This window comes from Microbacterium sp. NPDC089698 (assembly GCF_044749045.1).
GTDB lineage: Bacteria > Actinomycetota > Actinomycetes > Actinomycetales > Microbacteriaceae > Microbacterium.
Window position 1 is genome coordinate 1,018,046 of the sequence record NZ_JBIVHE010000001.1, and the last position, 16,230, is coordinate 1,034,275.

Consider the following 16,230-nt stretch of genomic DNA (forward strand, 5'->3'; position numbering starts at 1 on the left):
CGGGCTGCCGGCATTCTGATCGCCCAGGGCGTAGCGGATCCACAGCCCGCGCACGGTCCGGGACCATAGGATCGGCGCATGGCCGGATTCTGGGGCAGACGCAAACGTGAACAGGAAGAGCTGCAGGCGCAGGACGCGGATCTCGCGCGGCGCGCCGAGCAGGCGATCGTCGCCGCCGACGAGCGGATCCGCACCTCCTCCGATGAGCTCGCCTTCGCCACGGCCGAACTCGGCGACGAGATGACCGCGGACTTCCACTCCGCGCTGGAAGCGGTGCGCTCGCACATGGGCGAGGCGTTCCAGCTGCATCAGTTGAACCACGACGAGATCCCGGACACCCCCGAGGAGCTCCGCACCCGCAACGCCCGCATCGTGCAGCTGTGCCAGTGGGCCGAGGACCTGATCGACGAGAAGTCCGCCGCGATCGCCGACGCCGTCGCCCGGGTGCGCAATGCGCCGCAGGTCGTCGCCAAGGTGCGCGCGGACGCCGCCGCGCTGGAGGGCAGGGTTCCGCAGGCGCAGGCGTCCGTGGAGCGTCTCGCCACGCGCTACTCCGACACGGCGATGCAGCGCGTGGCGAAGAGCGCTGAGGAGGCCGCCCAGCTCGTGGTGTTCGCGAACCACGGCGCCGACGTGTTCGAGCGTCGCCGCGACGCCGGCCGCAACCAGGAGGCCGTGCTCGCGCTCGAGACGGCGACCGAGGCCACGCGCCGGGCGTCCGCGCTCCTCGACGCCGTGGACGACTTCGAGATCGAGGCGCTGCGGGCCGAGTCCACGCTTGCGGAGGTCGTCGCCGACTCGCGCGGCGATCTGGCCGCCCTGCCGATGGCGCCCGATGCCCCGGCCGTCGCCGCCGCGGCCAGCGAGCTGCAGCGCGCGCTGAACGCCCTCGCACCCGCCGGGAGCCGCAGCGACCCGTTCGGCGAGCTCACCCGTCTGCGTGCGGCCAACACCGCTCTGGACGCCGCGATCGCTGCCGCGCGCTATCGCGCGGAGCACCCGCTGCCCACGATCGACACCGTGCAGCATGCGCTGGACGACGCGGACCGGCAGCTCGGCGTCGCCCGAGGCCTTATCGAGGGCCACCGCGGCTGGATCGGCGCCGACGCCCGCACCCGCCTCGCCGAGGCCGAGCGGCTCCGCGTGGACGTGCCGGGGATGCTCCCCGCAGAGGAGACCCGCGAGCAGGCGCTCAGCACCGCGCGTCGCGTCGCCCAGCTCGCCGCGGAGGCCCTCCAGCTCGCCCAGCACGACATCGACCGGTCCCGCCCCGACCAGGGCTGGGGCGGCGGCGGAGGGAACGGCTGGGGCGGCGGGAACGGCTGGGGCGGCGGCGGCCGCGGCTCCGGCGGCGGAGACGTCGTGACCGGCGTGCTCGGCGGCCTCGTCATCGGCGGCCTCCTGGGCGACATCTTCGACTAACCGTCTTCGGCCCCACTTATCTTCGAGTCGTCCCTGTGAGCGCACCCTATGGCGTGCGCTCGCAGGGACGACTCAGTTCTGCGGAGGTCGCCGCGGACAGTGCTGCGCCCCGGTCCTCCGGGACCGGGGCGCAGCCTCGTCTGTCCGGAGCGCGTCAGCCGACGAGCTCCTCGGCGGGGGCCGCCTGGGTGGTGAGCGAGATCACGCCGTAGTCCCAGCCCTTGCGGCGGTAGACCACGCTCGGGTGGTCACTGCGCGCGTCCACGAAGAGGAAGAAGTCGTGCCCGACCAGCTCCATGCGATCGACGGCCTCTTCGACGGTCATCCACTCCGCATCGAAGTTCTTGGTGCGGATGACAACCGGGGAGTACTCCTCCTCGACCTCGAGCGTCGGGATCGCGCCGGTGGACACCGCATGCAGCGTGTCCGCGGAGACGGGGTGCACGTCGATGCCCGCGAGCTCGCCGGTGCCCTTCTCGAACCGCGCGCCGCGCGGATGGTGCCGGCCGTCGATGCGGCGCTCCTTGGCGCGCCGCACCTGCTCGATGAGCTTGTCGACGGCGAGGTCCAGCGCCACGAACTTGTCCGCGTCGCGAGCCTCCGCGCGGACCAGCGGGCCCCTGCCGATGAGAGTGAGTTCGACGGTCTCGTCCTCCACATGACCGCCGCGATAGGAACGATGAGTGACCTTCACGTCCAGGCTCTGAGCCTTCGTCGCGATAGTCGCGATCCGCGCGGTCTTCTCCTCGACCACCGCTCGGAATCGATCGCTGATGCCGACTCCGACACCGACGATGTTCGTTTCCATCCTGACCTCCTTGTTCCGGTCCGCCCGGCCAAGGGCGGACCGTGGTCGCCTTTGTGAGTCCCCACCGTAGTCGCCCGACCCCGACATGTCATCCACAATTCATCTGCGTGTCGTGCGGATCCGCTACGAGCCTCCTCAGGCCCCGTGCGCGGGTCCTCCGCGCCCGGCCCCTGACCGCTCACCCGCGTCGCAGGGTGGCGGCGACGGCCACCGCGCCGACGACCGTGAAGCCCGCCGCTCCGAGCGCCCTGGCCGCCTCCGCGCAGGTCGCGCCGGTCGTGATCACGTCGTCGACGATCAGCGCCGACGCTCCCCCTCCGGCGCGGGACGCGATGAGACCGCCGGCGAGGTTGATCCGGCGCTCGCGCGCGCCGAGTCCGCGCTGATCGCGCACCCGGCGCGCAGAGGACAGCGCGCGCAGGAGCGGGATGCCGGTGCCGCGGGCGAGGATCTCCGGCACGCGATATCCCCGCCGCCGGAAGGCCGCTCGCGTGGTGGGCACCGGCACCACGACGTCGATGCGGCGGGGCGCGGACGCCCCCGCGCACAGGTCGTCCACGGCCGCGGCGAGCGCCGGCCGCAGGGTCCGGATGAGCGAGGTCTGCCCGTCCTCCTTGACCGCGCGCAGCACGGACGCTGCGACGCCGTCGAAGGCGAGGCCCGCGCGCAGCGGAACGACGTCGGACCGGGGACGCAGCACGCGCGGCGCGAGCTCGGCCTCGCAGGAAGCACACAACGCCGTCCCCGCGGCTCCGCACCCGGCGCACACCGAGGCGAAGACGAAGTCGGCGATCTCCCGGACGAGGCGGCGCGCGGCGGACCGCGGAGCGACCGGCGCGCCCGTGGCTGGGGGCGGTGTCTTCTGAGGCATCCCGCGAGTATGCGCGCCGCGGCGCACCGTCCGGCGGAGCCTTCCGCGATCAGTGCACATCCGCCCCGGCACGGGGCCGTGCAGGACGATCGCGTCGACTCAGCCGCCGGGCTGCCCGCCGAGCTGCACGGCGAGCACCTTGACGTTCGTGCTGACCTGTGTGGGGGCCGGCCCGCTGCGCACCCACAGCACGCCGTTGCCGAACAGCTGCACGGCGGTGGTCGGCGAGGCCGGCGCGATCGCCTGGGTCGCCTCCGGCACGTCGACGCTCTTCCCCGGTCCGCCGACCTGCTGCTGGCGCAGCAGAGGGGACGACCCGTCGGTCGCGAGCACGCCCACGGTCGTGTCGTCCAGCCAGGCGAGATCGAGCGCCGCAGCGGGCCAGGCGATCACGTTCGGATCCGCCGAGCCGATCGCCGTGGGCGCGCCACGGTCGTCGCGCGTGATCGAGACGACCTCGATGCGGACCTGACCGTTCGCGCTCACCGCCATGGCGAGCCTGGCGCCGTCCCTGCTCACCGCCATCGCCGTGATCTGCCCCGCGTCGGAGGGGCCGGGGATCGAGCGCGACGCGGAAGCCGAGCCCGAGCTGGAATTCGACCAGGCGAGGATCGACGAGGGCGAGGTGCGGGGCACGGTCCAGATGTATCCGAACGGATCCAGGGCCGGCGGGATGAGCCCCGGACGCCCGTCGATCTCGTCGATCCTGCCGTCGCTGACCGCGTAGACGACGCCGCTCGCCCCCTGCACGGCCACGCGCTGCGCACCGCTCGCCGCGCGGATCGCGGCGATCGGCTCGGGGAAGGTCGCCAAGGGCACCGAGACGCCGGCGATCGGGGCGAGCTCGCCCCCGGCCAGATAGCCGAATCCCTTGTCCGTGAGCACGAGCGGGCGCGGGTCGACCGTGGTCGGGGCGACCGGGAAGGATCCCGCGTTCAGATCGCGCCCCGAGGACGTGAGCCTGACCTGCAGCACTCCGACGCCGCTCAGGCTGCGCTCGAGCTGGGTGCGCATGCGCTCGAGCGTGACCGGATCGGAGCTGCCCCCGACGTCGTTGAGCGCGACCTCGGCGACCTGGGAGTCGAGTGTGACCGCATTGCGGCCGAGTGCGACGTCCCCCGTGAAGGCGGTGCGCACGGCCCCGGTCAGCCAGGGACTGGGCTTGCCGCTGACGAGGGACTGCACGATCCGGCTGACGGTGTTCTCCCGTTTCGGGAACCAGCGCACATCGGGCACCAGGTAGGTCCAGGTCGGGTCGAAGTACTGCAGCACGTAGGGGGCGAAGACGTCGACGGCGGCGAACGAGTCCGCGTCCAGCACGATGCCGTCCGGCGCCGCCGAGATGCGCCACTGGCCGTCCTTGTTCTTGGCGAGCGTGAACATCAGCTCCGCCGCGCGGTTCACGGGGGCTCCGGAGTAGGCGCCCGTCTCGTCGACCGCACCGGTCTGCTGCAGCGCGAGGTGCACGCTGGTCGAGGTGGCCTCCTTCGGGACCTCCGGCACGTCGAAGCGGCGCTCGGCGGGTCCGGTGTCGATCGTGACCCCCAGGTCGGGCTTCCACTTCTGCGCTTCGTCGGAGGTGAGGAACTGCCGCGCGATGCCCCAGCTGTCCTTGGGGCTCGAGGCCGCATCGATGAAGCCGCGGACGATGTCCTTGGGATCCATGCCGTTCGAGGGGCCCTGCGGCACGAAGGCGAGATCCGAGCCGCCGTCGCTCTGCTGCGCGGCGAGGCCCGGGCGCACGTCCCCCGTGACCGGCAGCGACGCGCAGGCCGTCAGCCCGAGGAGGGCGAGCGCGATCGCCGCACCGCGCAGGATCCGTCCGATTCTCATGACTCCTCCTGCGGGTCCGCCGGGGGCACCGGCCGTGCATCGCTCGGCTGGACGATCGGCGCCGTCGTGACGCCGATCTCGGCGATCGCCTCGACCGGCTCCAGGGGCACGGGCGACGCCCCGTCGAGCGGGCGGGATCCGCGCGGAAGGGTCAGCACGAAGTTGGTGCCCTCCCCCGGCTGCGACCACACCGTCAGGGTGCCCCGGTGCAGTCGTGCGTCTCCCAGGGCGATCGACAACCCGAGCCCGGTGCCGCCGATCGTGCGCTTGCGCGAAGGGTCGGCCCGCCAGAACCGGTCGAACACGCGCTCCGCGTCCTCCGGGGTCATGCCCATGCCCCGATCCCGCACGCCGACGGCGACCGCGTTCTGGCTGCTGTCGACCGTGATGACGATGGGATGCCCTTCGCCGTGCTCGATCGCGTTCCCGACGAGATTGCGCAGGATGCGGCGCACCCGGCGCGGATCGAGATCCACCGGCGTGTGCCCGCCGGGGGCCACGAAGCGCAGCTCCGTGTCATGCGTCTCGGCGAGCGGGCGCATCTCGTCGACCATGTCCTCCGCGAGGTGCGCGAGGCTCACCGCCTCGGTCTCCAGCTGCACGGATCCGGCGTCGTAGCGGCTGATCTCCAGCAGGTCCGCGAGCAGGGTGTCGAAGCGGTGCACCTGCGTCTGCAGCAGCTCCGCGGTGCGCGCGGTCGTCGGATCGAACTCGTCGCGACGGTCGTTGATCATCTCGGCGGCCAGCCGGATGGTCGTGAGCGGCGTGCGCAACTCATGCGAGACGTCCGAGACGAAGCGCTGCTGCACGAGCGAGAGCTCGCCGAGCTCCTTGATCTGCGCCTCGATGCTGTCCGCCATCGCGTTGAAGGACCGGCCGAGAATCGCCAGCTCGTCCTGCCCGCGCACGGGCAGGCGCACGTCGAAGTCTCCGCCGGCGAAACGGGCGCTGGACTCCGCGGCCTCGGTGATCGGCTGCACCACGGTGCGCAGCGAGAACCAGGCGATCACGCCGATCAGGGCGACGAGCACGATCCCCGCGATCCATAGGCTCGACTGCACGAGCACGAGGGTCTGCTCGGTGTCGGCGAGGTCGTATGCGATGTACAGCGCGTACGCGCCCGCATCCGGCACATTGAGCTGCTGGCCGACCAGGATCCCGGCGTGGACGGCGCCATCGGCATCGCGCAGCGCGACCGGCTGCCACCACTGCTTGGTGGCGTCCTTCGTGACGCGCTGCGTCAGTTGATCCGAGACGAGCTCCTGGCTGAAGCCGGTCTGGGTGAATCCGACGCCGGCCTGCGAGCCGAGCGAGATCACGCCGTACAGCGGGGATGCCGAGACCGACTGCACCTGCACGCTGACGTCGCGCATGAGGCTGGTCAGCGCGGTGCGGTTGCCCTGGGTGTCGGCCGAGTACAGCAGCGACTGCGCGGAGTTCGCCGCGCGCATCGCGTCCTTGAGCGCCTGGTCCTTCCGCGACGCCCAGAGGTTGTTCTGCACCGCGAGCGCCATCGCCACGCAGGTCACCAGCACCGCGATGCTGGTCAGGGCGAGGGCGATCACCATCGTGCGGAACCGCAGCGACTGCCGCCACAGCTGCGCCGTGCGGCGCCCGCCGCCGCGCATTCCGCGCACTGCCGCGTTGGCGAGCGCCACGGTGTTCGTCATCGGCGGACTTTCAGCATCGGCAGGGGCCGCTTCTTCTCGGCGGAGGCGTCGGCGCGACCCGCACGCGGGTCAGACCACGCTCCCCGCGCGGTATCCGACGCCGCGCACGGTCGTGACGATGCGCGGGTTGTCCGGGTCGACCTCGACCTTGGCGCGCAGGCGCTGCACGTGCACGTTCACGAGCCGGGTGTCAGCCTTGTAGTGGTAGCCCCAGACCTGCTCGAGCAGCATCTCGCGGGAGAAGACCTGCTGCGGCTTGGAGGCCAGGGCGACGAGAAGCTGGAACTCGAGCGGCGTGAGCGCGATCGGGGCGCTTCCGCGCCGCACCTCGTGCGCGTCGACGTCGATCGTCAGGTCCCCGATGCGCAGCACCTCGCTGGTCGACTGCGGGGTGGGACGCAGCCGGGTGCGGATGCGGGCCACGAGCTCCTTCGGGTTGAAGGGCTTGACCATGTAGTCGTCGGCGCCGACCTCGAGGCCGCGGACCACGTCGGCGGTGTCGCTGCGGGCGGTGAGCATGATCACCGGAACGCCCGACTCGGCGCGGATCCGGGTGCAGATCTCGATGCCGTCCATGCCCGGGAGCATGAGATCCAGCAGGACGAGATCGGGGCGCTGCGCACGCCACTCGTCCACGGCCTTCGCGCCGTCCGCGCAGAACACGGGCTCGAAGCCCTCCGTGCGCAGCACGATGCCGATCATCTCGGCCAGGGCCGTGTCGTCATCGACCACGAGGATGCGTGAGGTCATGGGCGGGCAGTCGTCTTTCGGATCTCGCGGTGTTCGGATCTCTTGCGGGACGTGGGCGCGCATGAGCGCCCCCACGTCGGTCCAGCGTACTTCACGACCCGTGGAAGTCGGCCGAAGGGCGCCGCACCCGCGCCGTCGCGTCGCCGATCCGAGCGTCGCGGCGGTATGACACGATGGACGCACACGCGAACCGGAGGACTCGTGAGCCAGCACAGTGTGAATGCGCAGGGCTGGACCCCCGCGCCCAAACCCGGACTGATCCCGTTGCGCCCGCTCGGGTTCGGCACGATCCTCGGGAAGTCGTTCGCGGCCCTGCGGCACAACCCCAAGGTGCTCTTCGGCTTCGCTGTCGTCGTGCAGCTGATCGTGATGGTCGTGATGCTCGCGGTCATCGGCGCCGTGTCCTTCGCGACGCTGAGCCGGCTCAGCACCGTGCGCCCCGGCAGCGACGAATGGCTCACCCTCTACCTCGGCTCGATGGCGTTCATCGGCCTCGCCGGCCTGCTCATGGGCCTGTTCTCCGTCGCCTTCACCGCGATCGTGCAGGGCATCGTCGCCGCGGACGTGCGTGCGGCGGTGCTGCGCGAGAGCGCGACGCTCGGCGTCCTCTGGCGACGCGTGCGGCCGGCGGTCTGGCGCCTCATCGGCTACACGCTGCTCTACGGCGCCGCGGGCGTGGTCGCCGCCGTGCTCATCATCGGCGTGCCGTTCGTCGCGATCGCCGTGCCGACGGGCTTCGACGGCCCCGGCATCGCCTTCGCGATCATCGCGATGCTGGCCGGAGTGGCCGGGCTCGTGGTGCTCTCGGTCTGGATCGGCACCAAGCTCATGCTCGTGCCCTCGCTCCTGGTGCTCGAGGGCGCCGGAGTGCGCGCGGCGATCGTCCGCTCCTGGCGGCTCACCCGCGGGCGGTTCTGGTTCGCCTTCGGGATCGTGTTCCTCATCGGCGCGATCATGTACGTCGGAACGCAGGCGATCAGCGGGATCGGCGGCCTGATCACCTCGCTCTTCGGCCCCGTGCTCAACCCCACGGGCAGCACCGAGCTCTCCCTCAGCGTGAGCATGGTCGTGGGCCTCGTGATCACCCAGGTCCTCGTCGTCGTGCTGCAGTCGATCAGCTCCGTGGTGCAGGCCACGGCCGGTGCGCTGGTCTTCATCGACTGCCGGATGCGGTACGAGGGCCTGGATCAGGATCTGATGGCGGCCATGGAGCGCCGTGCGGCCGGCTACGACGACGGGACCGACCCGTTCCGGGTGGATCCCGCCAGGGCCGTGCGCGCCGGCTTCCGCCCCGCCCCGACCGTCGTGCCGTACCCGGTGCCGCCCGGCCCTGTTCCGGGTCATCCCGCACCGCAAGGCTATGCCGGGGCGCCTGCACCCCAGGGCTACTCGACCATGCCCGCGGGCTACCCGGTCGCGCCGCCCGCCTATCCGGCCGCTCCTCCGGCGTATCCGGCCGCGCCGCCCGCCCCCGCTCCGGCCGCGCCGCCGCCGGGTTCCGCCGCTCCGGCGACGCCCCCCGCGCCGCCCGCCCCGATCCCACCGGCGCCGCAGAGCCCTGGGGTCGCACCGGCGCCGGACGAGGGGTGGACCGCGCCGGGATCCGATCGGCCATGATCGGCGGCGCCCTCCGCGTCGCGCTGATCGCCCTCCCTGCGGCGCTCGGCGCGAGACTCTCCGCGACCCCGCTGATCCCCGACGGCGACAGTGCTCGCCGTCTCGCGGAGCAGGAGCTGTCCAAGTCCGCGTATCAGGAGGCGAAGCCCACCCTCATCGACCAGTGGGCGCGCGCCGTGATCGACTGGCTCGTCGCCCTGTTCACCCGGCAGCACGCCGTGGACCTCGGCCCCTGGGCCGCGATCGTGATCGGCGCCCTGCTCGTCGCCGCGCTCATCGCCGTGCTGCTGATCTGGGGACGTCCGCGCCGGTCGCGGACCGGCCGGACGGGGACCGTCCTGCTCGGCTCGGCAGACGATCGCACCGCCGCGCAGCTGCGCGCGGATGCCGACCGCGCCGCGCGCGAGGGCGACTGGACCGAGGCGATCGTGCTGCGCTATCGCGCCATCGCCCGGTCGCTCATCGAACGCGACCTCATCGCCCCGGCTCCCGGCGCGACCGCGCAGACGATCGCCCGCGAGGCGGCGGCGCCGTTCCCCGCCGAGGGAGAGGCGTTGCACGCCGCCGCGGTGGCCTTCGACGATGTGCGCTACCTGGGGCACCCCGGCTCGGCCGCCCGGTACCGCGCCCTCGCGGAGACCGACGACCGCCTGGGCGCCCTGCGCCCGCTGGCGCTGCCCGAGGCGGTGTCCGCATGAGCGCCGCCGCTCCCCCGTCCGCGCCCCAGACCGCGGCCGGCGGCGACGGAACCGACTTCCCCGCTTCCGACGCTCGTGGCGCCGGGACGCTCGTACGCGCGCCGCGCCGGCTGCGCCGTGCACTCGGCTGGGTGCTCGTCTCCGTCCTCGTGCTGGTCGTCGCGGCCGCCGGTCTGCTGCTCACGACCCCCTCGCCCGCGCAGCGCGACGCGCTCGATCCGGAACGCCCGGGCCCCGGCGGCATGCAGGCGCTCGCGGAGATCCTCCGGCAGCAGGGCGTGAGCGTCGACGTGGTGCGCTCCCGCGCCGATGCCGCCGGCCGGCTCGACGCGAACACGACGCTGGTGATGAGCGATCCCTACCCGCTCAGCGACGCGGCGGTCACCGAGCTCACCGACGCGGCGCACGACATCGTGCTGATCTCTCCGAGCGCGCGGATGCTCCGGATGCTGCAGCTCGGCACGTACGGGCCGGCGTCTTCACCCGCGAGCGCGAAGGCCGACTGCGACGTCCCCGCCTTCGCGCACGTCGGAACCATCGCACCGGGACAGCTCTTCCTCCCGGATCAGGGCGTGACCACCTGCTTCGGCGACGCGACCGACGGCGCGGCCGTGCTGATCGCGGAACAGAACGGCGCCGGCCGGGCCGTCGTCGACGGCGCGGCGCTGTTCACGAACGAGCACCTCGCCCAGAATGGCGATGCGGCGCTCGGGCTCGCGCTCCTCGGCGCGCAGCCCCACGTCGTCTGGTACGTGCCCTCGTTCGAGGACTCGGACCGCACCGACATCGACGTACCGAAGAGCCTGGCCGACCTCACCCCCGGATGGGTGACGCCCGTGATCGCCCTCGGCATGATCACCGCCCTCATCGCCGCGGCATGGCGCGGACGGCGCTTCGGGCCGCTCGTGGCCGAGACGCTGCCGGTCACGGTGCGCGCCTCCGAGACCATGCTCGGCCGAGCACGCCTCACGGCGAAGGCCGCCGACGCCGCACACGCGGCGGACGCGCTGCGCACGGGCACGATCTCCCGTCTCGCCGCGCGCCTTGGGCTCGCCGCCAGGGCGGACGCCGGCGCGGTCGCCGACGCGGCCTCCGACCGGATCCGCGTGGATCGGGCGGGCCCCCGCGCCCTCCTCACCGGCCCGCTGCCCGGCAGCGACGCCGAACTCGTCCCCTACGCCCGCCGTCTCGCCGAGCTGGAGACCGCCGTCGAGCACGCCGTCCGCATCGAAAGGAGCACCCCGTGACAGACCGTCCCGGCACCGACCCCGCAGGATCCGCCCCGCTCGGATACCCTCCGGCGCCGCCCGCACCTCCTGCGGCCGCGCACCCCTCCCCCGCGGCGGACTCCGGATCCGACGATGCCGCCCTCCGCCAGGCCATGCAGCGCGTGCGCGCCGAGGTGGACAAGGCCGTGGTCGGCCAGGCCGGCACCGTCACCGGACTGCTCGTGGCGCTGCTCGCCCGAGGGCACGTGCTGCTCGAGGGCGTGCCCGGCGTCGCCAAGACCCTCGTCGTGCGATCCTTCTCCCGCGCGCTGGGACTCGACACCAAGCGCGTGCAGTTCACCCCCGACCTGATGCCGGGCGACGTCACCGGATCCCTCGTCTACGACGCGCGCACCGGCGAGTTCGAATTCCGCCGCGGCCCGGTGTTCACGAACATCCTGCTCGCCGACGAGATCAACCGCACCCCGCCGAAGACGCAGGCGGCGCTGCTCGAGGCCATGGAGGAGCGCCAGGTCTCCTCCGACGGGGCGAGCCTGCCGCTGCCGGATCCGTTCCTCGTCGCGGCGACGCAGAACCCGATCGAGCACGAGGGGACGTACTCGCTTCCGGAGGCGCAGCTGGACCGCTTCCTGATGAAGCTCGTCGTCGGCATGCCGGAGCGGGACGCCGAGGTCTCGGTGCTGCGCCGGCACGCGGACGGCTTCTCGCCGCGCGAGCTCACGGATCTGCGCCCTGTGGTGAGCGCCGAGGAGATCCTCGCCGCGCAGCGCGCCGCCGGGCGCGTGCAGGTCACGGATGACGTGCTCGGCTACGTGGTCGACCTCGCCAGGGCCACCCGGCAGTCGCCCTCCGTGCAGCTGGGCGCGAGCCCCCGCGCCTCGACCGCGCTGCTGGCCGCCGCGAAGGCGTGGGCGTGGCTGAACGGATCGAGCGCCGTCACCCCCGACCACGTGCAGACCATGCTCATCCCGGTCTGGCGGCACCGCCTGCAGCTGCGCCCCGACGCCGAGATGGAGGGCGTCTCCGCCGACGCCGTGCTCACCAGCGTGGTGCAGCAGACCAGGGTGCCGATCTGAATGTTCCTCACCGGTCGCCTCGTCATCGTCGCCGCGCTCGGCGTCGTGCCGCTCGTGCTGCTCGACGCCCTCGGGGTGCCGCCGTGGTTCGTGCTGCTCGGCTGGCTCGCGCTGTGCGCGCTGCTCGTCGGCGTCGACGTGCTGGTGGCGGCCCCGCTCGGCACGCTCCGGGTGACGCGTGAGGTGCCGAACCGCGCACGGCAGCACGAGCCGGTCGCCACGACCGTGCTCGTGCAGAACCTCGGCGAGCGCCGGCTGCGCGGGCAGCTCCGCGACGCCTGGCAGCCGACGGCCGGGGCCGCGGAGCGGGGCAGGGCCGCACTCGACCTGCCCGCGGGCGAGCGCCGGCGCGTCCCGATCATGCTGCTGCCGCGCCGCAGGGGCGAGCTGGCGAGCGAGTTCGTCGCGATCCGCTCCCGGGGCCCGCTGGGGCTCGCGGGACGCCAGGGACGCCACCGGGTGCGCGGGGCGATCCGGATCCTGCCGCCGTTCACCTCCCGGCGGCACCTGCCGTCGCGCCTGGCTCGGCTGCGCGAGCTCGACGGCAACACCAGCGTCCAGGTGCGAGGGCAGGGCACCGAGTTCGATTCGCTGCGCGAGTACGTGCGCGGCGACGACGTGCGCTCGATCGACTGGCGCGCCACCGCCCGCGCCGGCACTACCATGCTGCGCACCTGGCGCCCGGAGCGGGACCGGCAAGTCGTGATCCTGGTCGACACGGGCCGTACGGCCGCGGCGCGCGTGGGCGACGGCACGCGGCTCGACGCGGCCTACGAGTCCGCGCTGCTGCTTTCGGCGCTCGCCCAGCGCGCCGGCGACCACGTGCACCTGCTGCTGTTCGACCGTGCGGTGCGCGGCAGGGTGAGCGGCGTGGACGGGCCCGCCCTGCTGCCTGCGCTCTCGGATGCCATGGCCCCCGTGCACGCCCGCCTCGTCGACACGGACTGGGGCGCCGCGTTCGCCGCGATCCGCTCCCTCACCACACGACCGTCGCTCATCGTCGTGCTGACCGCGCAGGATGCGGTGGAGAGCGCGCGCTCTTTCCTCGGCGCCTTCCCGAACGCCTCGCGCGCGACGACGATCCTGGTCGGATCCGCGACCGACGTCTCGATCGACGCCCTGGCCCGCGCGCGCGACTCCCGCGAGGACGTCTACCTCGCCGCGGCGGCCGAGCGCACCCTCGCGGATGCCGCACGCGTCGCCGACGCGATCCGGCGAGCGGGCGGCGAGCCTCTCGCCGCGGATCCGGACGACCTCCCTCCCCGCATCGCGGACCGCTACCTTGCTCTCAAGGCCGCCGGTCGCCTCTGACCGCCCCGCCCCGCCTCACCCCTACTTCCGCGAGACTCCAACTCCGCGACGAGACTGCGCTCGCGCACTGCAGTCTCGTCGCGGAGTTGGAGTCTCGCGGTCAAAGGGCGGGTGGGACACGCCAGCGGGGACCGGGTTTTCCTGAATCATTCAGGAAAAGCTACCCTGGAGTCATGGACACGTCGGCGATCCTCCGCGGGGCGGGACTGCGCGTCACCGTGCAGCGGATCGCCGTGCTGCAGGCCCTCGCGCTCGCCCCGCACAGCTCCGCGGACCGGATCCACGCCGCCGTCGACGGCGCCGGGATCGCCCTGCCCACCGTGCACGCGATCCTCGGAGACCTCGCCACGACCGGCATCATCCGGCGGGTGAGCCTGCCCGACGCCGACCGCGCCCTCTTCGAGGTCGAACCCGGCGACAACCACCACCACATGCAGTGCGTGCGCTGCGGCCGCCTGGAGGTCGTCTCCTGCGCCGTCGGCGCCTCGCCCTGCCTGCATCCGGCCGAGGATCACGGCATGAGGCTGCTCGAGGCCTCCGTCACCTACCGCGCGGTCTGCCGTGCGTGCGACGAGGTGCTTCCGGCCGCCTGACCGAGACTCGCGCCGCACCCGCCCGGGGACCACCGCCTCGGAGCGGTGATCGGCGTGCCATCGACCGACCAAAAGAAGAGGAAAGGATCAGCCTTGTCTGAGAACACCTGCCCGATCGACCACGCCGGCAGCACGTCTGCCCCGCGCCCCGCGGGCGGCCGCACCGGCAACACCGACTGGTGGCCGGAGCGTCTGAACCTGCGCCAGCTCGCGAAGAACCCCGCCGTGGGCGACCCGCACGGCGAGGACTTCGACTACCGCGCCGCATTCGAGGCGCTCGACCTCGACGCCGTCAAGCGCGACATCGCCGCCCTGCTCACCGAGTCGCAGCCGTGGTGGCCCGCCGACTTCGGCAACTACGGCCCGCTCATGATCCGCATGGCCTGGCATTCCGCGGGCACCTACCGCGTGTTCGACGGACGAGGCGGCGGCGGCACCGGCCAGCAGCGCTTCGCCCCGCTGAACAGCTGGCCCGACAACGTGGGCCTGGACAAGGCGCGCCGCCTGCTCTGGCCCGTGAAGAAGACCTACGGCAAGGCGCTGAGCTGGGGCGACCTGATGATCCTCGCCGGGAACGTCGCACACGAGCAGATGGGCATGCCCACGTTCGGCTTCGCGGGCGGGCGCCCCGATGTGTGGGAGCCCGACGAGGATGTGTACTGGGGCTCGGAGAAGGTCTGGCTCGACTCCAGCGCCCGCATCGGCACGGACGCGCAGGGCGAGCGCTCGCTCGAGAAGCCGCTCGCGGCGACCATGATGGGCCTCATCTACGTCAATCCCGAGGGGCCGGAGGGCAACCCGGATCCGGTGCTCGCCGCGAAGGACATCCGGGAGACCTTCGGCCGGATGGCGATGAACGACGAGGAGACGGTCGCGCTCATCGCCGGCGGCCACACGTTCGGAAAGACGCACGGCGCCGCGCCCGAGGCCGGCAATGTCGGCGAGTCGCCCGAGGGCGCACCCATGGAGCAGATGGGCCTGGGCTGGAAGAGCAGCCATGGCACCGGACACGGCATCGACACGATCGGATCCGGCCTCGAGGTCACCTGGACCTATCACCCCACCCGCTGGGACAACGAGTTCTTCCACATCCTCTTCGCCTACGACTGGGAGCTCACCACGGGCCCCGGCGGCGGAAAGCACTGGAAGCCGACCGACGGCGCCGGCCTCGACATGGTGCCGGAGGCGCAGGGCGAGGGCCGCCGGGAGCCGCGCATGCTCACGACCGACCTGGCGCTGCGGGAGGACCCGATCTACCGGGAGATCTCGCTCCGCTTCAAGGACGACCAGGCCGCGTTCACCGACGCGTACAGCCGCGCGTGGTTCAAGCTGACCCACCGCGACCTCGGCCCCAAGGCCCGCTACCTCGGCGCCGAGGTGCCCGCGGAGGACCTGCTCTGGCAGGATCCGGTGCCCGCGCCGGAGGGTGCTCCGATCGGCGCCGCGGAGATCGCCGACCTGGAGCAGCGCATCGCCGCGACGGGCCTCAGCGTGTCCGACCTCGTGTCGACCGCATGGGCCGCGGCGGCCTCGTTCCGCGGCAGCGACAAGCGCGGCGGCGCGAACGGCGGCCGCATCCGGCTCGAGCCGCAGCGCAGCTGGGAGGTCAACCGCCCGGCCGAGCTCGCGCGGGTGATCGCGGCACTGGAGGGCGTGCAGGAGGCGTTCAACGCGCAGGGCGGCGCGCAGGTGTCGTTCGCCGACCTCGTCGTGCTGGCCGGCAACGTCGGCGTGACGCAGGCCGCGGCCGCCGCCGGGCGCGCCGTCGAGATCCCGTTCACGCCGGGACGCACCGACGCGACGCAGGAGCAGACGGACGTCGACTCGTTCCGCTACCTCAACCCGCAGGCCGACGGCTTCCGCAACTACGTCAGCGACGTCGCCAGGGCCATCCCCGCCGAGGTGCTGCTCGTCGACCGGGCGGGGCTGCTGACGCTGTCCGCCCCCGAGATGACGGTGCTCGTCGGAGGCCTCCGCGTGCTCGGCGCGAACTGGGACGGATCCGCCTACGGCGCGTTCACGCGCACCCCCGGCGCCCTCACGAACGACTTCTTCGTGAACGTGCTCGACCTGAACACGACCTGGAAGCCGCTGGATCCCGGATCCCACGCCTTCCAGGCCACGGACGACGCGACGGGTGAGAAGACCTGGGTCGGCACGCGTGCGGACCTCGTGTTCGGCTCGAACTCCGAGCTGCGGGCACTGGCCGAGGTATACGCGAGCGACGATGCCACGGAGAAGTTCGTAGACGACTTCGTGAAGGCCTGGGTCAAGGTCGCCGAGCTCGACCGCTACGACGTGCGCTGAGCGGATCCGACCGACCGACGGCCCGCCCCGATCCCGGGGCGGGCC

The 16,230-nt window shown here is 72.8% G+C and carries 13 protein-coding genes; 8 read left to right on the top strand and 5 right to left on the bottom strand.

The window, feature by feature from the left end; translation table 11 throughout:
* Positions 1-78: 78 nt before the first annotated feature.
* Positions 79-1,422: a hypothetical protein gene (locus tag ACIPY5_RS04840; RefSeq protein ID WP_400967333.1), complete on the top strand. Its 1,344-nt coding sequence runs from the start codon at positions 79-81 to the stop codon at positions 1,420-1,422.
* A 154-nt stretch (positions 1,423-1,576) separates the two neighbouring features.
* Here the strand turns inward: ACIPY5_RS04840 and hpf are convergent, their stop codons facing one another.
* From hpf to mtrA, 5 genes are all read right to left on the bottom strand, one after another.
* Positions 1,577-2,230, bottom strand: a complete 654-nt coding sequence (gene hpf, locus ACIPY5_RS04845; protein ID WP_400967336.1) for a ribosome hibernation-promoting factor, HPF/YfiA family — start codon at positions 2,228-2,230, stop codon at positions 1,577-1,579.
* A 178-nt stretch (positions 2,231-2,408) separates the two neighbouring features.
* A complete protein-coding gene (locus tag ACIPY5_RS04850; RefSeq protein ID WP_400967339.1) occupies positions 2,409-3,101 on the bottom strand; it encodes a ComF family protein in 693 nt (230 codons plus the stop codon).
* Between the two features lie 99 nt (positions 3,102-3,200).
* A complete protein-coding gene (locus tag ACIPY5_RS04855) occupies positions 3,201-4,934 on the bottom strand; it encodes an LpqB family beta-propeller domain-containing protein (RefSeq protein ID WP_400967342.1) in 1,734 nt (577 codons plus the stop codon).
* Complete coding sequence (gene mtrB / locus ACIPY5_RS04860) at positions 4,931-6,604, bottom strand: MtrAB system histidine kinase MtrB (RefSeq protein WP_400967345.1); 1,674 nt, start codon at positions 6,602-6,604, stop codon at positions 4,931-4,933. Before mtrB ends, ACIPY5_RS04855 begins: the two co-directional genes overlap by 4 nt.
* Positions 6,605-6,673: 69 nt before the next feature.
* On the bottom strand, positions 6,674-7,354 hold the full coding sequence (gene mtrA, locus ACIPY5_RS04865; RefSeq protein WP_045270195.1) for an MtrAB system response regulator MtrA: 681 nt from the start codon (positions 7,352-7,354) through the stop codon (positions 6,674-6,676).
* A 201-nt stretch (positions 7,355-7,555) separates the two neighbouring features.
* Here mtrA and ACIPY5_RS04870 point away from each other — a divergent pair, with 201 nt between their 5' ends.
* The 7 genes from ACIPY5_RS04870 (at position 7,556) to katG (ending at position 16,185) form a co-directional block, all read left to right on the top strand.
* A complete protein-coding gene (locus ACIPY5_RS04870; protein ID WP_400967350.1) occupies positions 7,556-8,971 on the top strand; it encodes a glycerophosphoryl diester phosphodiesterase membrane domain-containing protein in 1,416 nt (471 codons plus the stop codon).
* Positions 8,968-9,669: a DUF4129 domain-containing protein gene (locus ACIPY5_RS04875; RefSeq protein ID WP_400967352.1), complete on the top strand. Its 702-nt coding sequence runs from the start codon at positions 8,968-8,970 to the stop codon at positions 9,667-9,669. Before ACIPY5_RS04870 ends, ACIPY5_RS04875 begins: the two co-directional genes overlap by 4 nt.
* Entirely contained in the window at positions 9,666-10,916 is a 1,251-nt protein-coding gene (locus ACIPY5_RS04880) for a DUF4350 domain-containing protein (RefSeq protein ID WP_400967355.1), read from the top strand. The genes ACIPY5_RS04875 and ACIPY5_RS04880 overlap by 4 nt, the downstream gene beginning before the upstream one ends.
* A gap of 134 nt (positions 10,917-11,050) precedes the next feature.
* Positions 11,051-11,974, top strand: coding sequence for a MoxR family ATPase (locus ACIPY5_RS04885; protein ID WP_309357174.1), 924 nt, complete (start codon positions 11,051-11,053; stop codon positions 11,972-11,974).
* A complete protein-coding gene (locus tag ACIPY5_RS04890) occupies positions 11,975-13,285 on the top strand; it encodes a DUF58 domain-containing protein (RefSeq protein WP_400967358.1) in 1,311 nt (436 codons plus the stop codon).
* Between the two features lie 173 nt (positions 13,286-13,458).
* Positions 13,459-13,878, top strand: a complete 420-nt coding sequence (locus ACIPY5_RS04895) for a Fur family transcriptional regulator (protein ID WP_400967361.1) — start codon at positions 13,459-13,461, stop codon at positions 13,876-13,878.
* A gap of 93 nt (positions 13,879-13,971) precedes the next feature.
* Entirely contained in the window at positions 13,972-16,185 is a 2,214-nt protein-coding gene (gene katG, locus ACIPY5_RS04900; protein WP_400967365.1) for a catalase/peroxidase HPI, read from the top strand.
* Positions 16,186-16,230 lie beyond the last annotated feature (45 nt).